5 protein-coding genes and 2 pseudogenes are annotated in these 17,644 nt (G+C 56.4%); 1 reads left to right on the top strand and 6 read right to left on the bottom strand.

The features are described from left to right. Positions 1-589: 589 nt before the first annotated feature. Positions 590-2,554: pseudogene (locus ACUTSU_RS10395) on the bottom strand (hemagglutinin repeat-containing protein); the annotation flags it as partial. Positions 2,555-2,765: 211 nt separating this feature from the next. Here ACUTSU_RS10395 and ACUTSU_RS10390 point away from each other — a divergent pair. Then, positions 2,766-3,110: a hypothetical protein gene (locus ACUTSU_RS10390; RefSeq protein WP_445654118.1), complete on the top strand. Its 345-nt coding sequence runs from the start codon at positions 2,766-2,768 to the stop codon at positions 3,108-3,110. A 6-nt stretch (positions 3,111-3,116) separates the two neighbouring features. On the opposite strand, the pseudogene ACUTSU_RS10385 reads toward ACUTSU_RS10390, so the two are convergent. The 5 genes and pseudogenes from ACUTSU_RS10385 to tldD form a co-directional block, all read right to left on the bottom strand. Continuing rightward, positions 3,117-4,354 (bottom strand): annotated as a pseudogene (locus tag ACUTSU_RS10385) (IS3 family transposase). A gap of 88 nt (positions 4,355-4,442) precedes the next feature. Continuing rightward, positions 4,443-4,796 carry a hypothetical protein gene (locus ACUTSU_RS10380; protein ID WP_445654117.1) on the bottom strand — a complete coding sequence of 118 codons (354 nt, stop codon included), beginning with the start codon at positions 4,794-4,796 and terminating at the stop codon, positions 4,443-4,445. Next, positions 4,796-14,209 carry a hemagglutinin repeat-containing protein gene (locus tag ACUTSU_RS10375; protein WP_445654116.1) on the bottom strand — a complete coding sequence of 3,138 codons (9,414 nt, stop codon included), beginning with the start codon at positions 14,207-14,209 and terminating at the stop codon, positions 4,796-4,798. The genes ACUTSU_RS10380 and ACUTSU_RS10375 overlap by 1 nt, the downstream gene beginning before the upstream one ends. A gap of 26 nt (positions 14,210-14,235) precedes the next feature. Then, positions 14,236-15,906 carry a ShlB/FhaC/HecB family hemolysin secretion/activation protein gene (locus ACUTSU_RS10370; protein WP_445654115.1) on the bottom strand — a complete coding sequence of 557 codons (1,671 nt, stop codon included), beginning with the start codon at positions 15,904-15,906 and terminating at the stop codon, positions 14,236-14,238. Between the two features lie 292 nt (positions 15,907-16,198). Beyond that, positions 16,199-17,644 carry a metalloprotease TldD gene (gene tldD, locus ACUTSU_RS10365; RefSeq protein WP_445652105.1) on the bottom strand — a complete coding sequence of 482 codons (1,446 nt, stop codon included), beginning with the start codon at positions 17,642-17,644 and terminating at the stop codon, positions 16,199-16,201.

Genomic DNA, 17,644 nt, shown 5'->3' with positions numbered 1-17,644 from the left:
TCGGACGACCATCCGTACTACGTTCACGAACGATAACAGTTCGACCATCTGGCAATTTGCCGACCCTTCCGCCAGGTATATCTTTAATCTCTGTCGGGGATAAGGCATCAAACTCTTTGTTAGCAGCGTTACTACCACCTGTTCTTTCGAAGAGTTTTGAACGCCCTGTAGTCTCATTCCCTTTTGATGATGTCGAGGTTAAATCTTCGACAGTAATATTCTGTTTTTCACTATTCCGAGCATTCTCCTCATCCTGAGGCTCCCAGCCGCCTGGTGTTCCAGACCCCGAACCACCCAGCTCTTTCTTCTGTTCATCAGTCAGATCCTTGCCAATATTCGGATTTGAGGATGCGCCAGGTGCGTATTTATCCTGAAGTGAACTCAGATATTTTCCGGTGATCTCGTCGTTACCCATCATTTTCAAGGTAACAAGATGCTCCAGTTCATCGGACGTCATCTTGTCCGCAATATCTTTGATCGCGGCACCTGCCAACCCGGCGATACCTGCTTTTGCTCCTATCTCCAGCAGTTGCTCTGCAACCTTGCTACGACATGGGGCAGCAATGGCACAACCTTCCGCAACGACCTTCAGGAAGTTATTCTCCACCGCATTCTTAGCGGCTTGCGAACCTGTCACCACGCCTGCGCCGCTGTCTGCAGCAAGACCGCCTGCCAGCCCTGCGGCCAGTTGGCTCAGTGCGCTCACCTGCTGTTTCTCGCTTTCTGTCAGGTCCGAGATTTTACGGCCCTGGAACATCTCACTCAGTATTACCCGCGCTACCAGCTCGCCACCACCGGCACCCACCGCTCCGGCTACCGCCGACTGGTTGTTCAACTGCGCGGCTATCGCTCCCAGCACCGCATGCGCCATCGCGTTGGCGGCCACGTTGTCATCACCGATACGCGCTTTGATTTCTCTCGCCAGATACGGTGCCGCGCCACTCGCCAAGGCTCCAGCAAGATTGTTCCCCGCCAACGCCTGCAACGCCCCGGTCACCGCCTGCGCGGCTCTTTGCATATCGCTGCCGGTACCATAGCTTTCCATGGTCTTTTTATAGGCGTCGCTGTTACGCAGAACCTTAACGTCTTTTTCAGTCGGGTTGGCCGCCTTCGCCGCCTTCAGACCATTGATATCACCCTGGGTACGGATAACATCCATCGTCTGCCCGGCTATCTCGCCAATCAGCTGTGCCTGCTTCAGCCGGTTTTGCTCTTTCTCCTTGTCGAAAATCGGCCCGATACTGCCGTTGGCGTTATCGGTATCCCGGCTCAGTTGATTAACATCCTGCTGCTGGTTGGCCTGGTCCCGAATAACCACGCTACCGCCCGACACCGCCGCCTGCGTGGTGCCTTCTGCATACCCTTTATTACCCGCGCCGGACAGGGCTGCGCCCGCCAGATTGGTCAGCAAATCGACCCCCACTGGGCCACCGCTGCTGATGCTGCCCCCCTGATGCTCGGCCTTGAAATCCGCCTGATTATGGATATCACTGAAGCCCAGAGTACCGGTATCGAGACGGTTTTTATCCGCTGTGGCGGTACTGGCAATCACTGCACCGTCCAACTGCGTATGCTCACCAACCTTAACATCATAGCCGCCCTTGCCGGCAAACAGACCGGTTTGCTCCTGCACGCTGTCATAATTACTGTGCAGTTTGTCACGACTCATGCTTAGGCTGGCAGAGCCACCGGCACCGATGATGGCTACGCTGACACCACCACTGACGCTGGTCTGTTTGGCGTCGTAGTTATCGCTATCCTGCTGGCTTTGCAACGTCAGGTTACGCCCGGCATCCACCTTCACCGTTACACCACTGGCCTGCGCACCCGACAACAGGGTATCCCGGCCGCTGTGCAGCGACAGTTTGCCGCCACTGTCTATCGTTGTTTCACTCCAGAACGTGCCATCGCCATGCTCACTACCCTGACTCTTATTGGCATTGGCGAACACGCTCAATCCGGTCTGTTTACCCACGCCAATACTGACGCCAATATTGCCGCCGCTGCTCTTGTTGCTGCCCTCGGTCTTCTGCGTATTGGCCGCGCCCAACAGCAATACATCCCGTTCGGCATTCAGGGTGGTATCGCCCCCTGCTTTGAGCTGACTGCCCACCACGGCAATATCGCCACTGTCGGCCGTATTACCCTTGCCAGTTGCCGTCACCTGCAAATTATTACCGGCGTTGAGCGTTGAACCGGTAACGCTAGTTTGCTCCTGATGCTGCTTCGACGACGATTGCTGTGCCCCCAGCGAAACGCTGATGCCCACCATGCTGCCTTCTTCAGTATCGGTATTGCCCACTGTGGCCAGTTGCCCTGCCTGAACCGCCTGCACGCCGGATAAGGCCGCTTTGGTGCCCTGCAATGCTGCCAGTCGCCCATCGGTTTCCTGCTTCGCCTGCTGGGCCGTCGTTACCGCCGTGTTGATGGCGCTGCCTACCGTGCCGGACAAGGCGAGGCTCAGACCACTTTGTTTCTGTTCGAAGGTTTCATCACGACGACGGATATCCTGGCCCGGGTCGATCTGTACGCTATCTCCCGTCACCGACAGGTTCTTATCCGCGATCACGTCCGCGCCACCGATATGCGCCTTGCCGCCGCCGCTGAACACGCCGCTGGTTTTTGTCTCGTTCAGCCAGTAGTGCGATTGCGCTTCGGTGGCGGCGGCATAGGCAAATCGGCTTTACCACCGACCAGCGGATCGAGGTGATCACCGAGCCGGGGCAGTTAATCATCCGCATCGCACCGGCCACGAAGGGCGCCGCATGAACATCACCTTTACTCCTGAACCGATCCCGGAGCTGATCATCGCTGGTGCTTCACTGGCAGCACTGGGATTTAGTGCAGGGCCGCCGTTGCAGCTTACGCTCAGATCCGATGGGCTGTGGATCACCACCGTCACCGATGATGCCACCTGGGAAGCCCTCTGTAAGGCCAGCCAGCACCGCCCGGATCTGGGCGCGGACTGGGTAAGGCAAAACGGCGAACTGGTGATTGCTGGGGACTGGCTCACCGCGTCTGGCATTACCGAGGCAGAACAACTGGAGATCACCGCCGCACTCGGAGTGAGCCGGTTGCAGCGGCGGGAAGTGGGAGGATTTGAGGCGTAGAAGTGACTAGTCCTGATATAGGTTGACACTTTTCAGCCTTATAACGCCCGGTGAACTTCATCGGGCGTTTTGTATTGTAGCGACAGATGCGGTCGCCGCGTGTTGTAGATTTCCACCGACTCCCTGACCATCTTCCTTGCCTGTCCGATATCTTTCGGTCTGCTGAGCAGGTATTCCATTTTCAGTATCCCGTTTACCCGTTCCGCCAGCGCATTCTGGTAACAGTCATATCCGTCCGTCATCGAACAAGTTACGCCATGTCGTTGATGTAACGCCTGATATTCCTGCGAGCAGTACTGGATACCCCGGTCTGAGTGATGCACCAGCGGCGCTGCCGTGCGCCTGCCGGCCAGCGCCATTTTGAACGCGCTGGCGACATGCCGGGCATGCAGGCTGTCATGGACATGATAGCCCACGATTTTTCTCGACCACGCATCCGTCACCAGACTTACGTACGCCGTCCCCGTCCGCAGGGGAAGGTACGTGATATGCCGCCACCCAAACCTGTTCCGGGCGGTTGGCTATCACCTGATTGTCTCCTGTTTTCAGCAAGTTGGGATGGCGGTAAAAACGATGATGGCTGTGCGTTGTCTTGTGATACGCCCGCTTAGGCATCACCAGTAACCGGGCGCAGCGCAGTATCCGGAACAGGCGGTCTCGCCCCACATGTACGGGGGCTTCCGGCTGTTGTCGCAGCAGGTGGTGCAGTTTACGTGTTCCCAGTCGGGGCTGGTGTAAGCGGATGGCGGCCACCTGTTCGACGATATGGCGGGCTTGCTCTTCTCTCCCGCGTTCACGTTGCAAGGACTGATACCACGCCTGTCGGCTGATACCCATCAACCGGCAGGCGTGCGTTACTGTGAGTCGCGGCGCTTGTGTTTGCGCGATAAGGCGGCCAACTGCTTTTTTGTCAGAGTGGCTCCGAACTCGGTATTCATCACTTTCACGACTGCTTCAAAGAACTGGGCTTTGACTTCCGATTCAGCCAGTTGCTGTTCGAGTTCTTTGATTCGCTGTTCGGGGGTCAGGGGTAACGTAGGCATATTGTCTCCGCACAGTCTGGTAGAAGAGGAGGTGCGCCAGTCGAGTTGGCCATATTTACGCAGCCAGTTCATGACGGTATGACTGCCCTGGATACCGTAGCGGTCTTGTGCCTGACGGTAAGTCATCTCGACTTGTTCGACGACGGCCAATTTAAAGGATAGAGAGTAATCGCGTTGTGTGCGTTTAACATACTGGTTCATCACATTTTCCTCAGTGTGTGAGTAAAATGTGTCAACGCTATTCAGGACGGGTCAAAGCAAAGATCCCGGCCAGTTGACCGGGGTCTTTTTATCTAACTAAAGAGCTACTACTTACTGATATATATGGCCTTACACGTATTACGACTTTCGTAATTAACTCATCGGTAATAATTTCAGAGTATAGATATTCGCCTGTAGCATCCTTTTGCAGCTTTATCTCGCTAACATTTTCGGAAAGGTACCTAGACACTTCTTTCCCATTAAACGAGATGACCGTTTGTATCCAGCCCGCCGTAGCACAGAATGAAAAAATAATCTCAACCCCATTGTCATCATTAGTTTGATATGCAAAATGTAAATCAGCAACTTCACTAGTTGCCATGGGCGGTGACTCAAAAAAGCCCAATAAATCAATTTCATCAGGGAATGACTTAATAAACATTACTTTTTACCATCTTTAGGAATAGTTGTGACAAATCTACGAGAACCATCAGGCATGATCTCAAAAGCAGTTTCTAATTTAGCCGCCTTTCCTGAAAGGCCAATAAGCAATGACTCCCGCACTTCAAAGGCTTGATTTCCTTTCGTATAGGTATCTACAACATTACCTTTCGTATTTGCTACCTGCTTTAAGTGTTCGGTAAGTACACTAGCCCCTTTCTCATTGGTTTCTAATCCCAAACGGTTCATTGTCTGAGCTAACTGAGTAGAGCGATCAGCGTTATGCTCACTACTTTTCACATTACCAAAGAGATAATCAAACTTCTTGGGATCAATAACTGTTTTGGTCGCATTTTCAGCGGCACTTGTAGAGCCTGTACTTGGTGTCTTCGTCACGGCCAGAACAGCTTTCGCCGCCACATACTGAACTAACTTAGCTTCACTGGTCGGCACACCGCTTGCCACGATCTCCGCTGCTCTTTGCGGCGTCATTTCTCCATCAGCAGTTAATGCACTGACCGGCACCCCAAAGAACTCACCCCAGGCGGTCAACAGACCTTTAACAGCATCCTGGCCTTCCGGCATATCTCCCTGGGCATTTTTGACCAGAGCCGCTGCAATTTCATCCGGTGTAGCACCATCCTTAACCATGGAGGCACCGAGCGAGGTTTGCGACATCCCTCTGTCCGCCATGCCCTTACCGAAGTCATTCGGACTCAGCGAGTTATTCTCCACCGCATTCTTAGCGGCTTGCGAACCTGTCACCACGCCTGCGCCGCTGTCTGCAGCAAGACCGCCTGCCAGCCCTGCGGCCAGTTGGCTCAGTGCGCTCACCTGTTGTTTCTCGCTTTCTGTCAGGTCCGAGATTTTACGGCCCTGGAACATCTCACTCAGTATTACCCGCGCTACCAGCTCGCCACCACCGGCACCCACCGCTCCGGCTACCGCCGACTGGTTGTTCAACTGCGCGGCTATCGCTCCCAGCACCGCATGCGCCATCGCGTTGGCGGCCACGTTGTCATCACCGATACGCGCTTTGATTTCTCTCGCCAGATACGGTGCCGCGCCACTCGCCAAGGCTCCAGCAAGATTGTTCCCCGCCAACGCCTGCAACGCCCCGGTCACCGCCTGCGCGGCTCTTTGCATATCGCTGCCGGTACCATAGCTTTCCATGGTCTTTTTATAGGCGTCGCTGTTACGCAGAACCTTAACGTCTTTTTCAGTCGGGTTGGCCGCCTTCGCCGCCTTCAGACCATTGATATCACCCTGGGTACGGATAACATCCATCGTCTGCCCGGCTATCTCGCCAATCAGCTGTGCCTGCTTCAGCCGGTTTTGCTCTTTCTCCTTGTCGAAAATCGGCCCGATACTGCCGTTGGCGTTATCGGTATCCCGGCTCAGTTGATTAACATCCTGCTGCTGGTTGGCCTGGTCCCGAATAACCACGCTACCGCCCGACACCGCCGCCTGCGTGGTGCCTTCTGCATACCCTTTATTACCCGCGCCGGACAGGGCTGCGCCCGCCAGATTGGTCAGCAAATCGACCCCCACTGGGCCACCGCTGCTGATGCTGCCCCCCTGATGCTCGGCCTTGAAATCCGCCTGATTATGGATATCACTGAAGCCCAGAGTACCGGTATCGAGACGGTTTTTATCCGCTGTGGCGGTACTGGCAATCACTGCACCGTCCAACTGCGTATGCTCACCAACCTTAACATCATAGCCGCCCTTGCCGGCAAACAGACCGGTTTGCTCCTGCACGCTGTCATAATTACTGTGCAGTTTGTCACGACTCATGCTTAGGCTGGCAGAGCCACCGGCACCGATGATGGCTACGCTGACACCACCACTGACGCTGGTCTGTTTGGCGTCGTAGTTATCGCTATCCTGCTGGCTTTGCAACGTCAGGTTACGCCCGGCATCCACCTTCACCGTTACACCACTGGCCTGCGCACCCGACAACAGGGTATCCCGGCCGCTGTGCAGCGACAGTTTGCCGCCACTGTCTATCGTTGTTTCACTCCAGAACGTGCCATCGCCATGCTCACTACCCTGACTCTTATTGGCATTGGCGAACACGCTCAATCCGGTCTGTTTACCCACGCCAATACTGACGCCAATATTGCCGCCGCTGCTCTTGTTGCTGCCCTCGGTCTTCTGCGTATTGGCCGCGCCCAACAGCAATACATCCCGTTCGGCATTCAGGGTGGTATCGCCCCCTGCTTTGAGCTGACTGCCCACCACGGCAATATCGCCACTGTCGGCCGTATTACCCTTGCCAGTTGCCGTCACCTGCAAATTATTACCGGCGTTGAGCGTTGAACCGGTAACGCTAGTTTGCTCCTGATGCTGCTTCGACGACGATTGCTGTGCCCCCAGCGAAACGCTGATGCCCACCATGCTGCCTTCTTCAGTATCGGTATTGCCCACTGTGGCCAGTTGCCCTGCCTGAACCGCCTGCACGCCGGATAAGGCCGCTTTGGTGCCCTGCAATGCTGCCAGTCGCCCATCGGTTTCCTGCTTCGCCTGCTGGGCCGTCGTTACCGCCGTGTTGATGGCGCTGCCTACCGTGCCGGACAAGGCGAGGCTCAGACCACTTTGTTTCTGTTCGAAGGTTTCATCACGACGACGGATATCCTGGCCCGGGTCGATCTGTACGCTATCTCCCGTCACCGACAGGTTCTTATCCGCGATCACGTCCGCGCCACCGATATGCGCCTTGCCGCCGGCCACGATATTCACGTCGCCGCCGGTAGAGCCAATGGTGCTGACGCTCTGGCTTTGGGTGGTACCGTCTTCGTTCAACTGATGGCGGGAAGATTTGCTGCCGAAAGTCACGCCGATGCCACCGCCGCTGAACATGCCGCTGGTTTTTTTCTCGTTCAGCCGATAACGGGATTGCTCCTCGGTGGCTGCCACAATGTCGACGTTATTGCCTGCCTGCAGGTTTACCTTGCCGTCGCCGACTACCGTCGAGCCTTGCACCTTGAGATCGTTACCGGCATTGAGCGAGACGTTGTTCCCGCTCAGCAAGCCGCCTTTCTCGTGGGTGGCGTAGTCCTCTTCCACCGTATGGGTGGTGGTTTTGGACATCAGGCCTTTTTTGACCTTGGTCTCTTCGAAGAAGCTGTAGTCGCTTTCAGTGGCGCTATTGAGCGCGATATCACGCCCGGCGCTCACCGCCACGTCACCGCTGGCCTGGGCCTGGGTGGCGTTGAGGGTCGCGTCCCGCCCGGCCTGAATGCGCGTGTCGCCACCGCTGGCAATCTCAGTGCCCTGCTGGCGTATGGACTCGTTCACTCGCTGCTGGCGACCACCATGGCTTTCCTGATATTCCCGGCTTTGTTGGGTATTGAGGTTAACGTCACGCCCGGCGCGCAGGCCGACGTCGTTGTCTGCCACCAGCGCCGCGGCCTGTGAATTCAGGTCACGTCCGGCCTGCAACTGCAGATCACCGCCGCTGGTGAGGGTGCTGCGCGTCGCGCCACTGCTGGTGTGCTCGCTATTGTTGGTTTTATCAATAGATTCAATACGATTGGCAAGCAGGTTGACGTCACCGCCCGCCCGCAGCTCCATTGCACCGCCAGAGGTAACCTGCGCCCCGGTAACATCAATATTGTTACCGGCCTGCATGTTCAATGTATCTCCGGCACGGATCACTGCAGTATCACCGACTTCCGTGCGCGACAGCGTCAGCGATTGGCCACCTTGGGTTCCGGTGGCATCCCACTGGCGGGCCTGAGTTTTATTGCTAATGCTGCCGTCCTGGCTTTCAAGCTGCACCCGCTGCCCACTGATGGTCGAGCCGATATTGCTGATATCACCAATAGCGCTCAAACTGAGCCCGTCGTTAGCGTTGATCATCCCCTGATTAAGATTGCTGATGCCTGCCTGGCTGTTGACGTTCAGCCGCTCACCGCCCTGCAGCGTGCTGGCGTCGTTGCGGATGCTGCCACCGTTCAGGTTAACCTTGTTGCCGGCAATCACGCTGCCGCTCAGTGGGGCGACGTCACCTTTGGCCAAATAGAGTTTGGGTGCCAGCACCGTCTGGCCATTGACCGTTACCTTCTCCCACCAGACGATGCTGTGCTCCAGCTGTGAAACCTGTAACGGCGTCAGGCTGATGCCGAACTGCAGGTTCAGGCCGCTCTGCGCCCACGCCGCGTTATCGATCAACTGCTGCATCTGCGCCAGATCGGATCCGACGCCGTTAAGATAGCGCTGGCCGGTTTGATTAAGCATCGCGTTGCTGATGTAACGGGTATCGAACGCCGCGTCCCCGAGGAAGCGGTAGTCGTAATCCGGGTTTAATTTCAGGCGGTCGAGGAAATAGGCCGAACCGATAAACTGCTTTTCATCGGTGAAACGGCTGTCGTTTTCACGCGGGGCAGTACCCGGCTGCTGGCCCAACATGGCGTAGAGATCGTTGAACAGGCTGCCGTCCAACTGCCCCAGGCCATCCAGCTTGGGGTTGGTGGTGATCAGATAGGGGCTGCTTGGATCTTCAGTGACAACAAAGCGGCCATTGCCACCGCTTGGCAGTGGGTAATCTGACAAGTCTACGGCGTTATTGCCGAGCGTGCCGAGCACCTCCTGCAGGTTGTCTTTCCACTCCGGCGTGCCGAAAGCGACGCTTTGATCCTTCGCCAGGGCTTGTTGTTCCACACCGTTGACGTCATCCGGCTGCTGCAAGCTGTCCAGCGTTGGCCGCGCCAGAGTGTGGCTGAGGCTACCCGCGTTCGGGGTCAGCGTGGTGTTGCCGATATCGTCGCTAAAGTTGGCGTTGACCGTGCCTCCGGCCTGCATCACGCTGCGGTAAACAACGGTGTTTTCGTTCTGGTACTCTGGCTGCCCGGTTAAGCGGTACTGAATCGCTGTGTTGACGTTATCACGGATGTAATTTCCGCTCTTTTTGAAGTCAGCCAGCGAATGGCGCTTGCCGAAATCATACTGTGCGGTTTCACCATCATAGTGATAATTCAGGTATTTACTCTGGTCTCCTGCTTGTACACTCTGATTATTCAGCGTGCCGCCAGTCAGCGAGATATCGCCATTGGCCAACATATCGCTGGCGATATTGTCAAAACGTTCAACGGTGCCAACAATGTCTTTTCCTGCTGCAATACGCCCAGTTCCGCCATTCGCCGTTACGATCACTTTGGACGATTCAACCAGAATTTTTTTGTCCACCGCGGGCGCTTTAGGCGCTAAATAATAGTAATCATCAACTGAACCGTTGCCGTGGCCCATGCTACCGCCGGTGCGCACAGTTTTGATGTAATAACCCAGCTCGCTTTCGGCCAGATCCCCCAGTTTCATATTGACCAGCGTCTGGCCATTCCACAGTGGATCCTTCACCGCCGTCTGCTTTTCTGTACTCACAGACCAGCCATCACGCTGATTAAGCAGATGCGCGGTGTTGATATGAATATCGCCGGTTTCGGTTTCGATAGTGCCGGAGGTATTGACGATTTGGCTGTTGGCCTTGCCGTCGGCGTCTTTCTGCATCCACAGGTTTTTGCCCGCCAGAATATCGCCACGCTGGTTGGTGATACGGTCCGCCAGCAACCTCATATCACCACCGGCGTATAGCATACCGCTGTTGATCAGTTGGTTAGCGGCACTCAGTAGGAGATCGCCTGCGGTACCGATAAAGCCGTTATTGCTGATATCGCCCCGGCTCAGCAACTGCACCAACCCGCCCGATTGCAGGCTGGCATCGCTGTTTTGCGTGATCCCGGCCGCTTCCAGGCGCATGTCACCGCTGCCGCCGCGCAAGGTGCCTGCGTTGGTCAACTGGCCACCGCTGCGCAGATCCAAGCTCTGGCCCTGAGTGGCCCCCTTTAGCAGAATATCGCCATCACTGGTCAGGGCCAGCGCTTTGCCCGCCGCCAGGGTGCCGCTCTGGGTAAAAGCGTCTTTCAGACTCAAAGCCATATTGCCCAGCGCCACCAGTTGGCCGTATTGATTCAGCAAGGTGCTGGTCAGTGTGGCATCGCCACCGCTGAGCAGCTTGCCACTCTTCTGGTTATCCACCTGCCACGCTTTGAGGCTCATCTGGCTGGTGGCCAGCAGCGTGCCGGCGTTATCCAGGCTGTCTGCCTGCAGGGTTAAATTACCGCCCTGCAACGTCCCCGTATTCTTCAGACTATCGAGCGTGAGCTGGTTATCACCGGTGGTGCTCAATGTGCCGCTGTTATCCAATTTGGTGCCGTTAAACGTCAGGCTATTAGCCTGTAGCCAACCGCTGTTGTTCAGCGTCAGGGCTTGCAGACTCAAGGCACCGCCAACCTTCAGCTTGCCTGAGTTGCTCAACAGACGATCCAACTGCAGCACGCTGCCGCCATCTCCCTGCAGCTCACCGGCGTTATCCAGTTCGTCCGCCTCTATCCGCAACCCGGCCAAACTGCGCACATTGCCGCCTGCCAGGTTGTTGAATACGCCGCTCAATTTGGCTTCGAAGTGGGTTTGCCCCTGTAGCCTCCCGCTGTTGGCCAGGTCGGTGGCTTTCAACAACAATTCACCCGCCTGCATTAGCCCCAGATTATTGATGTTATTAGCATTCAGCTTCAGCACACCGTTACTTAGCATCTGTCCTGTAGCTTGCTGCGTAGTCGTTTTTGCTATTTCGGCATCCAGCCGGTTAACACCAATCAGTGTTCCACTATTACTCAGACTGTCACCTGTCAGACGTAACGCCCCCGCCTGCCAACTTCCCTGGTTATTCAGTGCCAGTGCCTTGATTGCCGCTTCACCATTGGAGAGGATCTTGCTACCCGCATCAGCATTAAGATCGCCGCTCAGATCCAGCGAGATCCCTTTCCCCGCCTGTAGCGTACCCTTATGATCCAGTTTCTGAGCCGTCAGCGTAATAAGATCGCCCTGCCATAATCCGCTGTTATTAACCGTCGCTGCGCTGGCCGTGAGTTCACCGTCACTCAGCAGTTTACCGACAGTGGCGTTGATCAGATCCTTTTCCAACTGCAACACCAGCTTTTGTATACCAATCAGGTTGCCGCTGTTGTTCAGCGACTTGGCGGTGATATTGGTGGTTGCACCTTGCGCCTCCCCCTGATTGCTGACGCTATCGGCGGAAAGCTGTAACGCTCCCTCACTCAGTATTTTTCCAGGATTATTCAGCGTGGCGGCCGTCAGTTTCATCGGCCCTTCGCTCAGCAGTTGCCCGCTGTTTCCCAGTCCCAGCCCAACCGCGGCGGTCAAGCCTTTGTCGCCCAACGCGCTGCCGCTGTTGTCCCAACGCTGCACGTCAATATCCACACTCTGGCCCTGCAGCTTGCCGGCATTGTTCAGCTCGGTGCCCTGCAGCGTCAATGTGCCACCGGCCAGCAGCTGGCCTGCCAAGCGGTTTTGCAGATCTTTGCTGGTGATATTCGCGTTTTCCCACGCCTGCAGTCGTCCGCTGTTGTCCAGGCTGTCGGCATTGAGCTCGACGCCTTTGGCGACCATTACCCCCGAATTGAACAACGATGGCGTGGTGAGGAGTAACGTATTTTCCGCCTGAAACTTACCGGCGTTGTTGAAGGTTTTGGTGAATTTCAGATCCAGCGAGCGGGCTTCAATGTCACCGCGGTTATCCGCCGTAGCGGCAGAAAACTTCAAATCCCCCAGCGTGTTGAACACGCCGGCCAGCTGCGCGTCTTGCGCAACCTTGATGGTCATGTCCTGTTTGGACTGGGTGCGGGCGCCAACGGTAGACAGCAGGTTTGGCGTTACCAGCGTCAGGCCTTGCTCACTAGAAAGCAGCCCGCCGAGCTGCATGTCATCGGCGTTGAGGGTGATATTGCCGTCGCTCAGCAACAATGAGCCCAGCTCGGTTTTCAGCACGCCGGTGTGAGCAAGGGTGACCCCCTGCTTGCCGCTGGCGCTTCCGGCCAGCAAAAACTCCCCTGCCTGTACCGTTAGCAGACCATCGGCAGACAGTGAGCCACCGACATTAAGTTTGTCGCGTACCCGCAGATCGAGTTGTTGCAGGGAGGTGATCGTCCCCTGATTGTCGACACCGTTGGCGGTAATGGTGTGCACAGTGCCCACTTTCAACTGCCCCGAATTGTCGAGTTGGGTACTGGTCAGGTTCTGCGTGCCCTGAGCCTGGATCAGTCCGCTGTTGGTCAGGTTCTGTGTGTTAAGACGGCTGTCGCGATTGGCCGCCAGCTGGCCAGCGTTGTTCAGATGATTGGCCTGCAACTGCAGATCGCGTCCAGCGGTCAGCGTGCCCTGCCAATTGCCGTCGCCACTGAGCGTCAGGTTGATGTCACCTTCGGCCGTCAGACTGCTGTTTTTATCGCTGCTCAGGCTGGCGGCATTCAACTGCAAGCGGCCATCCGTGTCGGCCTTGCCAGCCTGTAGTTTGCCTGCGGCGGTCAGTTGCATATCCCCTTTGGCGCTCAGCGTGGCCTGTTCCATCGCAATGTCGCCACTACTGTTCAGGGTAAACGCCTGTTCGGCCTTATGGTTGCCGCTCAGCGTCATCCCTGCCGCCGTGGCATTCAGGCTGCCCTGCGCCAGGGTTTTGTTCAGCCGCAGTTGGCCATTGGCTTCCAGTTGAATATCGCCTTCACGCGCGGTGAGGTTACCGAGGTTGACCCCCACCCCTTTGTCACTGGACACCAAATGAATACGGTTGGCGTACATACCGCCCAGCGCACCGGTATCGATGGCGACTTTGGGGACTTCGCCCTGACCGGCGATCACCGTGGCCTTGCCGGAGGCGTCGACCCGGTTGGCACCGAGCGTGATGTTGAGGTCTTTGGCATGCAGTTGCGCGTTGATCTCGGTCGCACGGGCAATCAGGGCGAATTTGTCGCTGCTGTCGGCATTGAGCCCCTTGCCCTGAATAGTGATGGTTCCCTGGGTCACTTCCAGTGCCTGCAGCTTGCCGTCTGCACCCAGCACCGGCTTGCCGGTGGTCAGCGTCGCGTTAGGGGTGTTGATAAAGCCGCAACCGTCACAGGTGATACCATAGGGGTTGGCGACCATCACGCTGGCCTGCTTGCCTGCCACCTCGAGGTAGCCCTGCAGCTGTGAAGGATTTGGGGCCACCACTTCGTTGATGATGCCCTGTGCTTCCTTGCCGGCCTGTAGGTTGGGGTTGTTCTGGATCAGGCCGCCGAGCTGGGTCTGGTTGAGCTGCCCGGTGGCGTTATTGAGGATCATCCCCTCTTTGCCAATGTTGAAATCGTTGTATTTATTATGAGAAATGCCAGCCTGATTCGGTGTGGCAATGTTGACCACCGGCACGCCGTTGGCGGCCTGCTCGACTCGGGTATTGCCCTCGGCAACGTTAACACCTTGGGCCAGCGCAGGCAGCAGCGGTTGCCCGGCCAGCAAGATGCACAGGGTGTAACTCAGCAGGCGCTGAGGTTTTTTAAGTAGTTGATTATGTTGGCGTTTCATCCTTGAAACCTTCCTGTGCATTAGCATTAAAGTACGATATTCACCCGGTAATAAACCGAGACCCGATCCGGTTTGAGCCAGTCGGGATACGCCAGCGGCCAGCCGAGGGTCAGTTGGCTGCTGAAATAACTGCCGCGGCTGCCCAACCCCACTGCACCACCCCACAGCGTGCCGGAGGCGTTAGCATCCAGCTTGTCGCGCTGCAAATAGCCACCGTCGAGCGCCGCCAGGGCGCTAATGCTACCGAGGTACGGCAATGTCACCAGCGTGCGGTTGACCTCGTTACGCCAGTAACCGCCCTTGTCACCGGAGAGGTATTGTTCCTTGAAACCGCGCACCGAGCTTTCCCCACCGATCGTCAGGCGTTCACTGCCGTATAAACGGTGGTTGCTCCATTGACCGTATAAACTGGTGAGATAGGTCCAATTCTGCGCCAGCGGCAGGTAGTAGCTGCCGGAAAGCGAAAGCTTGTGAAACTCGGCCCGGGGTGCTTCTTTAACTTTCCCACTGTCATTTTCTGCGCCCAACCAGGGAACACCACGACTGTAGGCCGGGTTCAGGGTGGTGAAACCACCCAGCAGTTTCTGGCTATGACTGACCCCCAGCGCCACGCTGGTCAGCTTGCGGCTGCTGCTGAGCCGGGTATCATTGAGATAGTTGCGATTGATACGGTGCATCAGCCCCAGCGACAGGCCGGTTTTCATTTCGCCGTCACGGAACAGCACCCGCGAAACGCCCAGGCGATGAGCCTGGCTGTCACCGCTGGAACGCCAGTCGAATCCCCGATTGTTAATGGTGGTCAGGTAGTCGCTGTAGGAATAGTTGTAATCCAGCGTCCAGTACCCATAGGGCAGGCTAACGCCGGTCTGCACGCTGCGTGCGTTGTGATCGTTGGCAAAATCACTGCTACGTGCCCCGGCGACAAACCATTGATCCGCCAACCCCAGCAGGTTGTTGCCGGTCAGCGATCCGTTAAGTTGCCCGGTTCCGGTGCTTTTTTGCCCGCTGTTGTCGAACCCCAGCCCAGGCATCAGCGGAAACTCAGGTTTGGCACTTAAATTGACCACCGAGTAGCCCGGCTGGCTGCCAGGCAGGATTTCTATCTGCACCGGCTGCTGGCGCAGGCGGTTAATCTGCTCCATGCCCTGCTCGATGTCGCGCAGGTTAAGAATGTTGCCTTGCAAACCCGGAAAGGCCATTTTCAGCATGCGATCTTCGTGCTGTTCCAGCAGGATTTTCTCAAGCCGACCTTCCAGCACCAGTAACCGCAGTTCGCCACGCGACAGATCCTGCTCGGTCAGGAATGCGCGGCTGGTGATATAACCACGGCCGATATACCAGTCGGAGATCTGCTGCACCAGCGTTTGGATTTGCCCCAGATCCAGGCATTGCTGCAGATAATCCTGAGTGAGCTTGTGTTGAGCACTGACAGGCAGATGCTCAGCGCCTTCCAGGCGAATATGGCTGATGGTGAAACAAGGGCCACCCGTATTGGCGCTGGGTGCCGGGGTTACGGGCAGAGTCGGCGTCAGGCTGCGCTGCAGTTCCTGCCGCTGCTGCTGGTTTTGTTCCAGCAAGTCGCGCTGCTGTTGTTGGATACTGTCGCGGTCCGCCGGGCTAAGCAGGTTAGCGCCGGTGGCGGAGGAAAATAAAAGGCACAGCAAAGCTGCCGAAAGTCGTGGAGTGACTGAATCCATTCAGAAGACCATCCGTGTGTTTTTCAGCATTTTAACGTCAGAATGGAGAATGTAACAAGATGCAAATCATTAGCCACCAACTCGATCTGACTGATAATACGAGAGAATTCTCAAGTCAGTCCGCATAAAATCATTTGAGTCAGTTAAATATAACTTATTGATTTGCACAAAAAGGGAAAAAACAGTGAATCGCTCTTTAATTTCAACGAAACTCAAAAATTGCCGCTAATGCGATAAGCGCCACAAAAAAGAGGCTAACAGGGGCCATGAATCGGCCCCTGGGGAGTATGGATTACGCAGTACCACCGACGGTCAGGGTGTCCAGCTTCAGGGTTGGTTGACCAACCCCCACCGGCAGGCTTTGCCCCTCTTTACCGCAGACGCCGACACCTTTATCCAGCGCCAGATCGTTGCCCACCATCGAAATCTGCTGCATCGCCTCAATACCAGAGCCGATCAGCGTAGCGCCTTTCACCGGTTTGGTAATGCGGCCTTTTTCGATCAGGTAGGCTTCGGTGGTGGAAAACACAAACTTGCCGGAGGTGATATCCACCTGGCCGCCACCAAAGTTCGGCGCATACAGGCCGTATTCAACGCTGGCGATGATCTCTTCCGGCGTTGACTTGCCCGCCAGCATGTAGGTATTGGTCATGCGCGGCATCGGCAGGTGCGCATAGGACTCGCGGCGGCCATTACCGGTCGGCGCAACCCCCATTAGGCGCGCATTGAGTTTGTCCTGCATATAACCTTTCAGGATACCGTTCTCAATCAACATGTTGTACTGGCCCGGTACGCCTTCGTCATCGATCGCCAACGATCCCCGTAACCCCTGCAAAGTGCCGTCATCCACCACCGTGCAAAGCTCGGAAGCCACCAACTGGCCCATCTGGCCGCTGAATACCGAAGTACCGCGACGGTTGAAATCACCTTCCAGCCCGTGCCCCACCGCTTCATGCAGCAGCACGCCCGGCCAGCCTGCGCCCAACACCACCGGCATATTGCCTGCTGGGGCCGCCACCGCAGAAAGGTTAATCAATGCCATGCGCACCGCTTCTTTGGCGTAAGCATCGGCACGGACTTCACCATCGGCAATTTCCAGAAAATAGTCATAGCCGAAACGACCGCCACCACCGCTGGAACCGCGTTCACGCTTACCGTCTTGTTCCACCAGCACACTGACTGACAAACGTACCAACGGGCGAACGTCCGCTGCCAGAGTGCCGTCGGTTGCCGCCACCAGGATCTGCTCGTACACGCCGGTGATGCTGGCATTGACTTCCTGTACCCGCTTGTCGGCCGCACGAGCGACCTTGTCAATGCGGTGCAACAGCGCGATTTTCTCTTCACGCGGCAGGCTTTGCAGCGGGTCAAGCAGGGGATACAGCGCCTTATGGCTGATTTCACCCAGGGTATGCACCTGACCATTACCGCTGTCACGCACTATGCTGCGCGCGGCCTGGGCGCTTTGCTGTAAAGCGTTCAGGGTGATTTGATCGGCATAGGCGAAGCCGGTTTTCTCGCCGCTCACGGCGCGTACCCCGACCCCTTGATCGATATTGTAAGAGCCATCCTTGATGATACCGTCTTCAATCACCCAGGCTTCGTGGTAGCTCGACTGGAAATAGAGATCGGCATAATCGAGGCGGCGTTCGGCCAGTTGCCCCAGGACGGAAAACAGGTCCTGGTGACTCAGCTTATTAGCAGAAAGTAACTGCTCACTGACAAACGTCAGGCTCAT

Source organism: Serratia sp. NA_13 (genome assembly GCF_052691735.1).
This window is presented reverse-complemented; position numbering and strand designations above follow the sequence as displayed.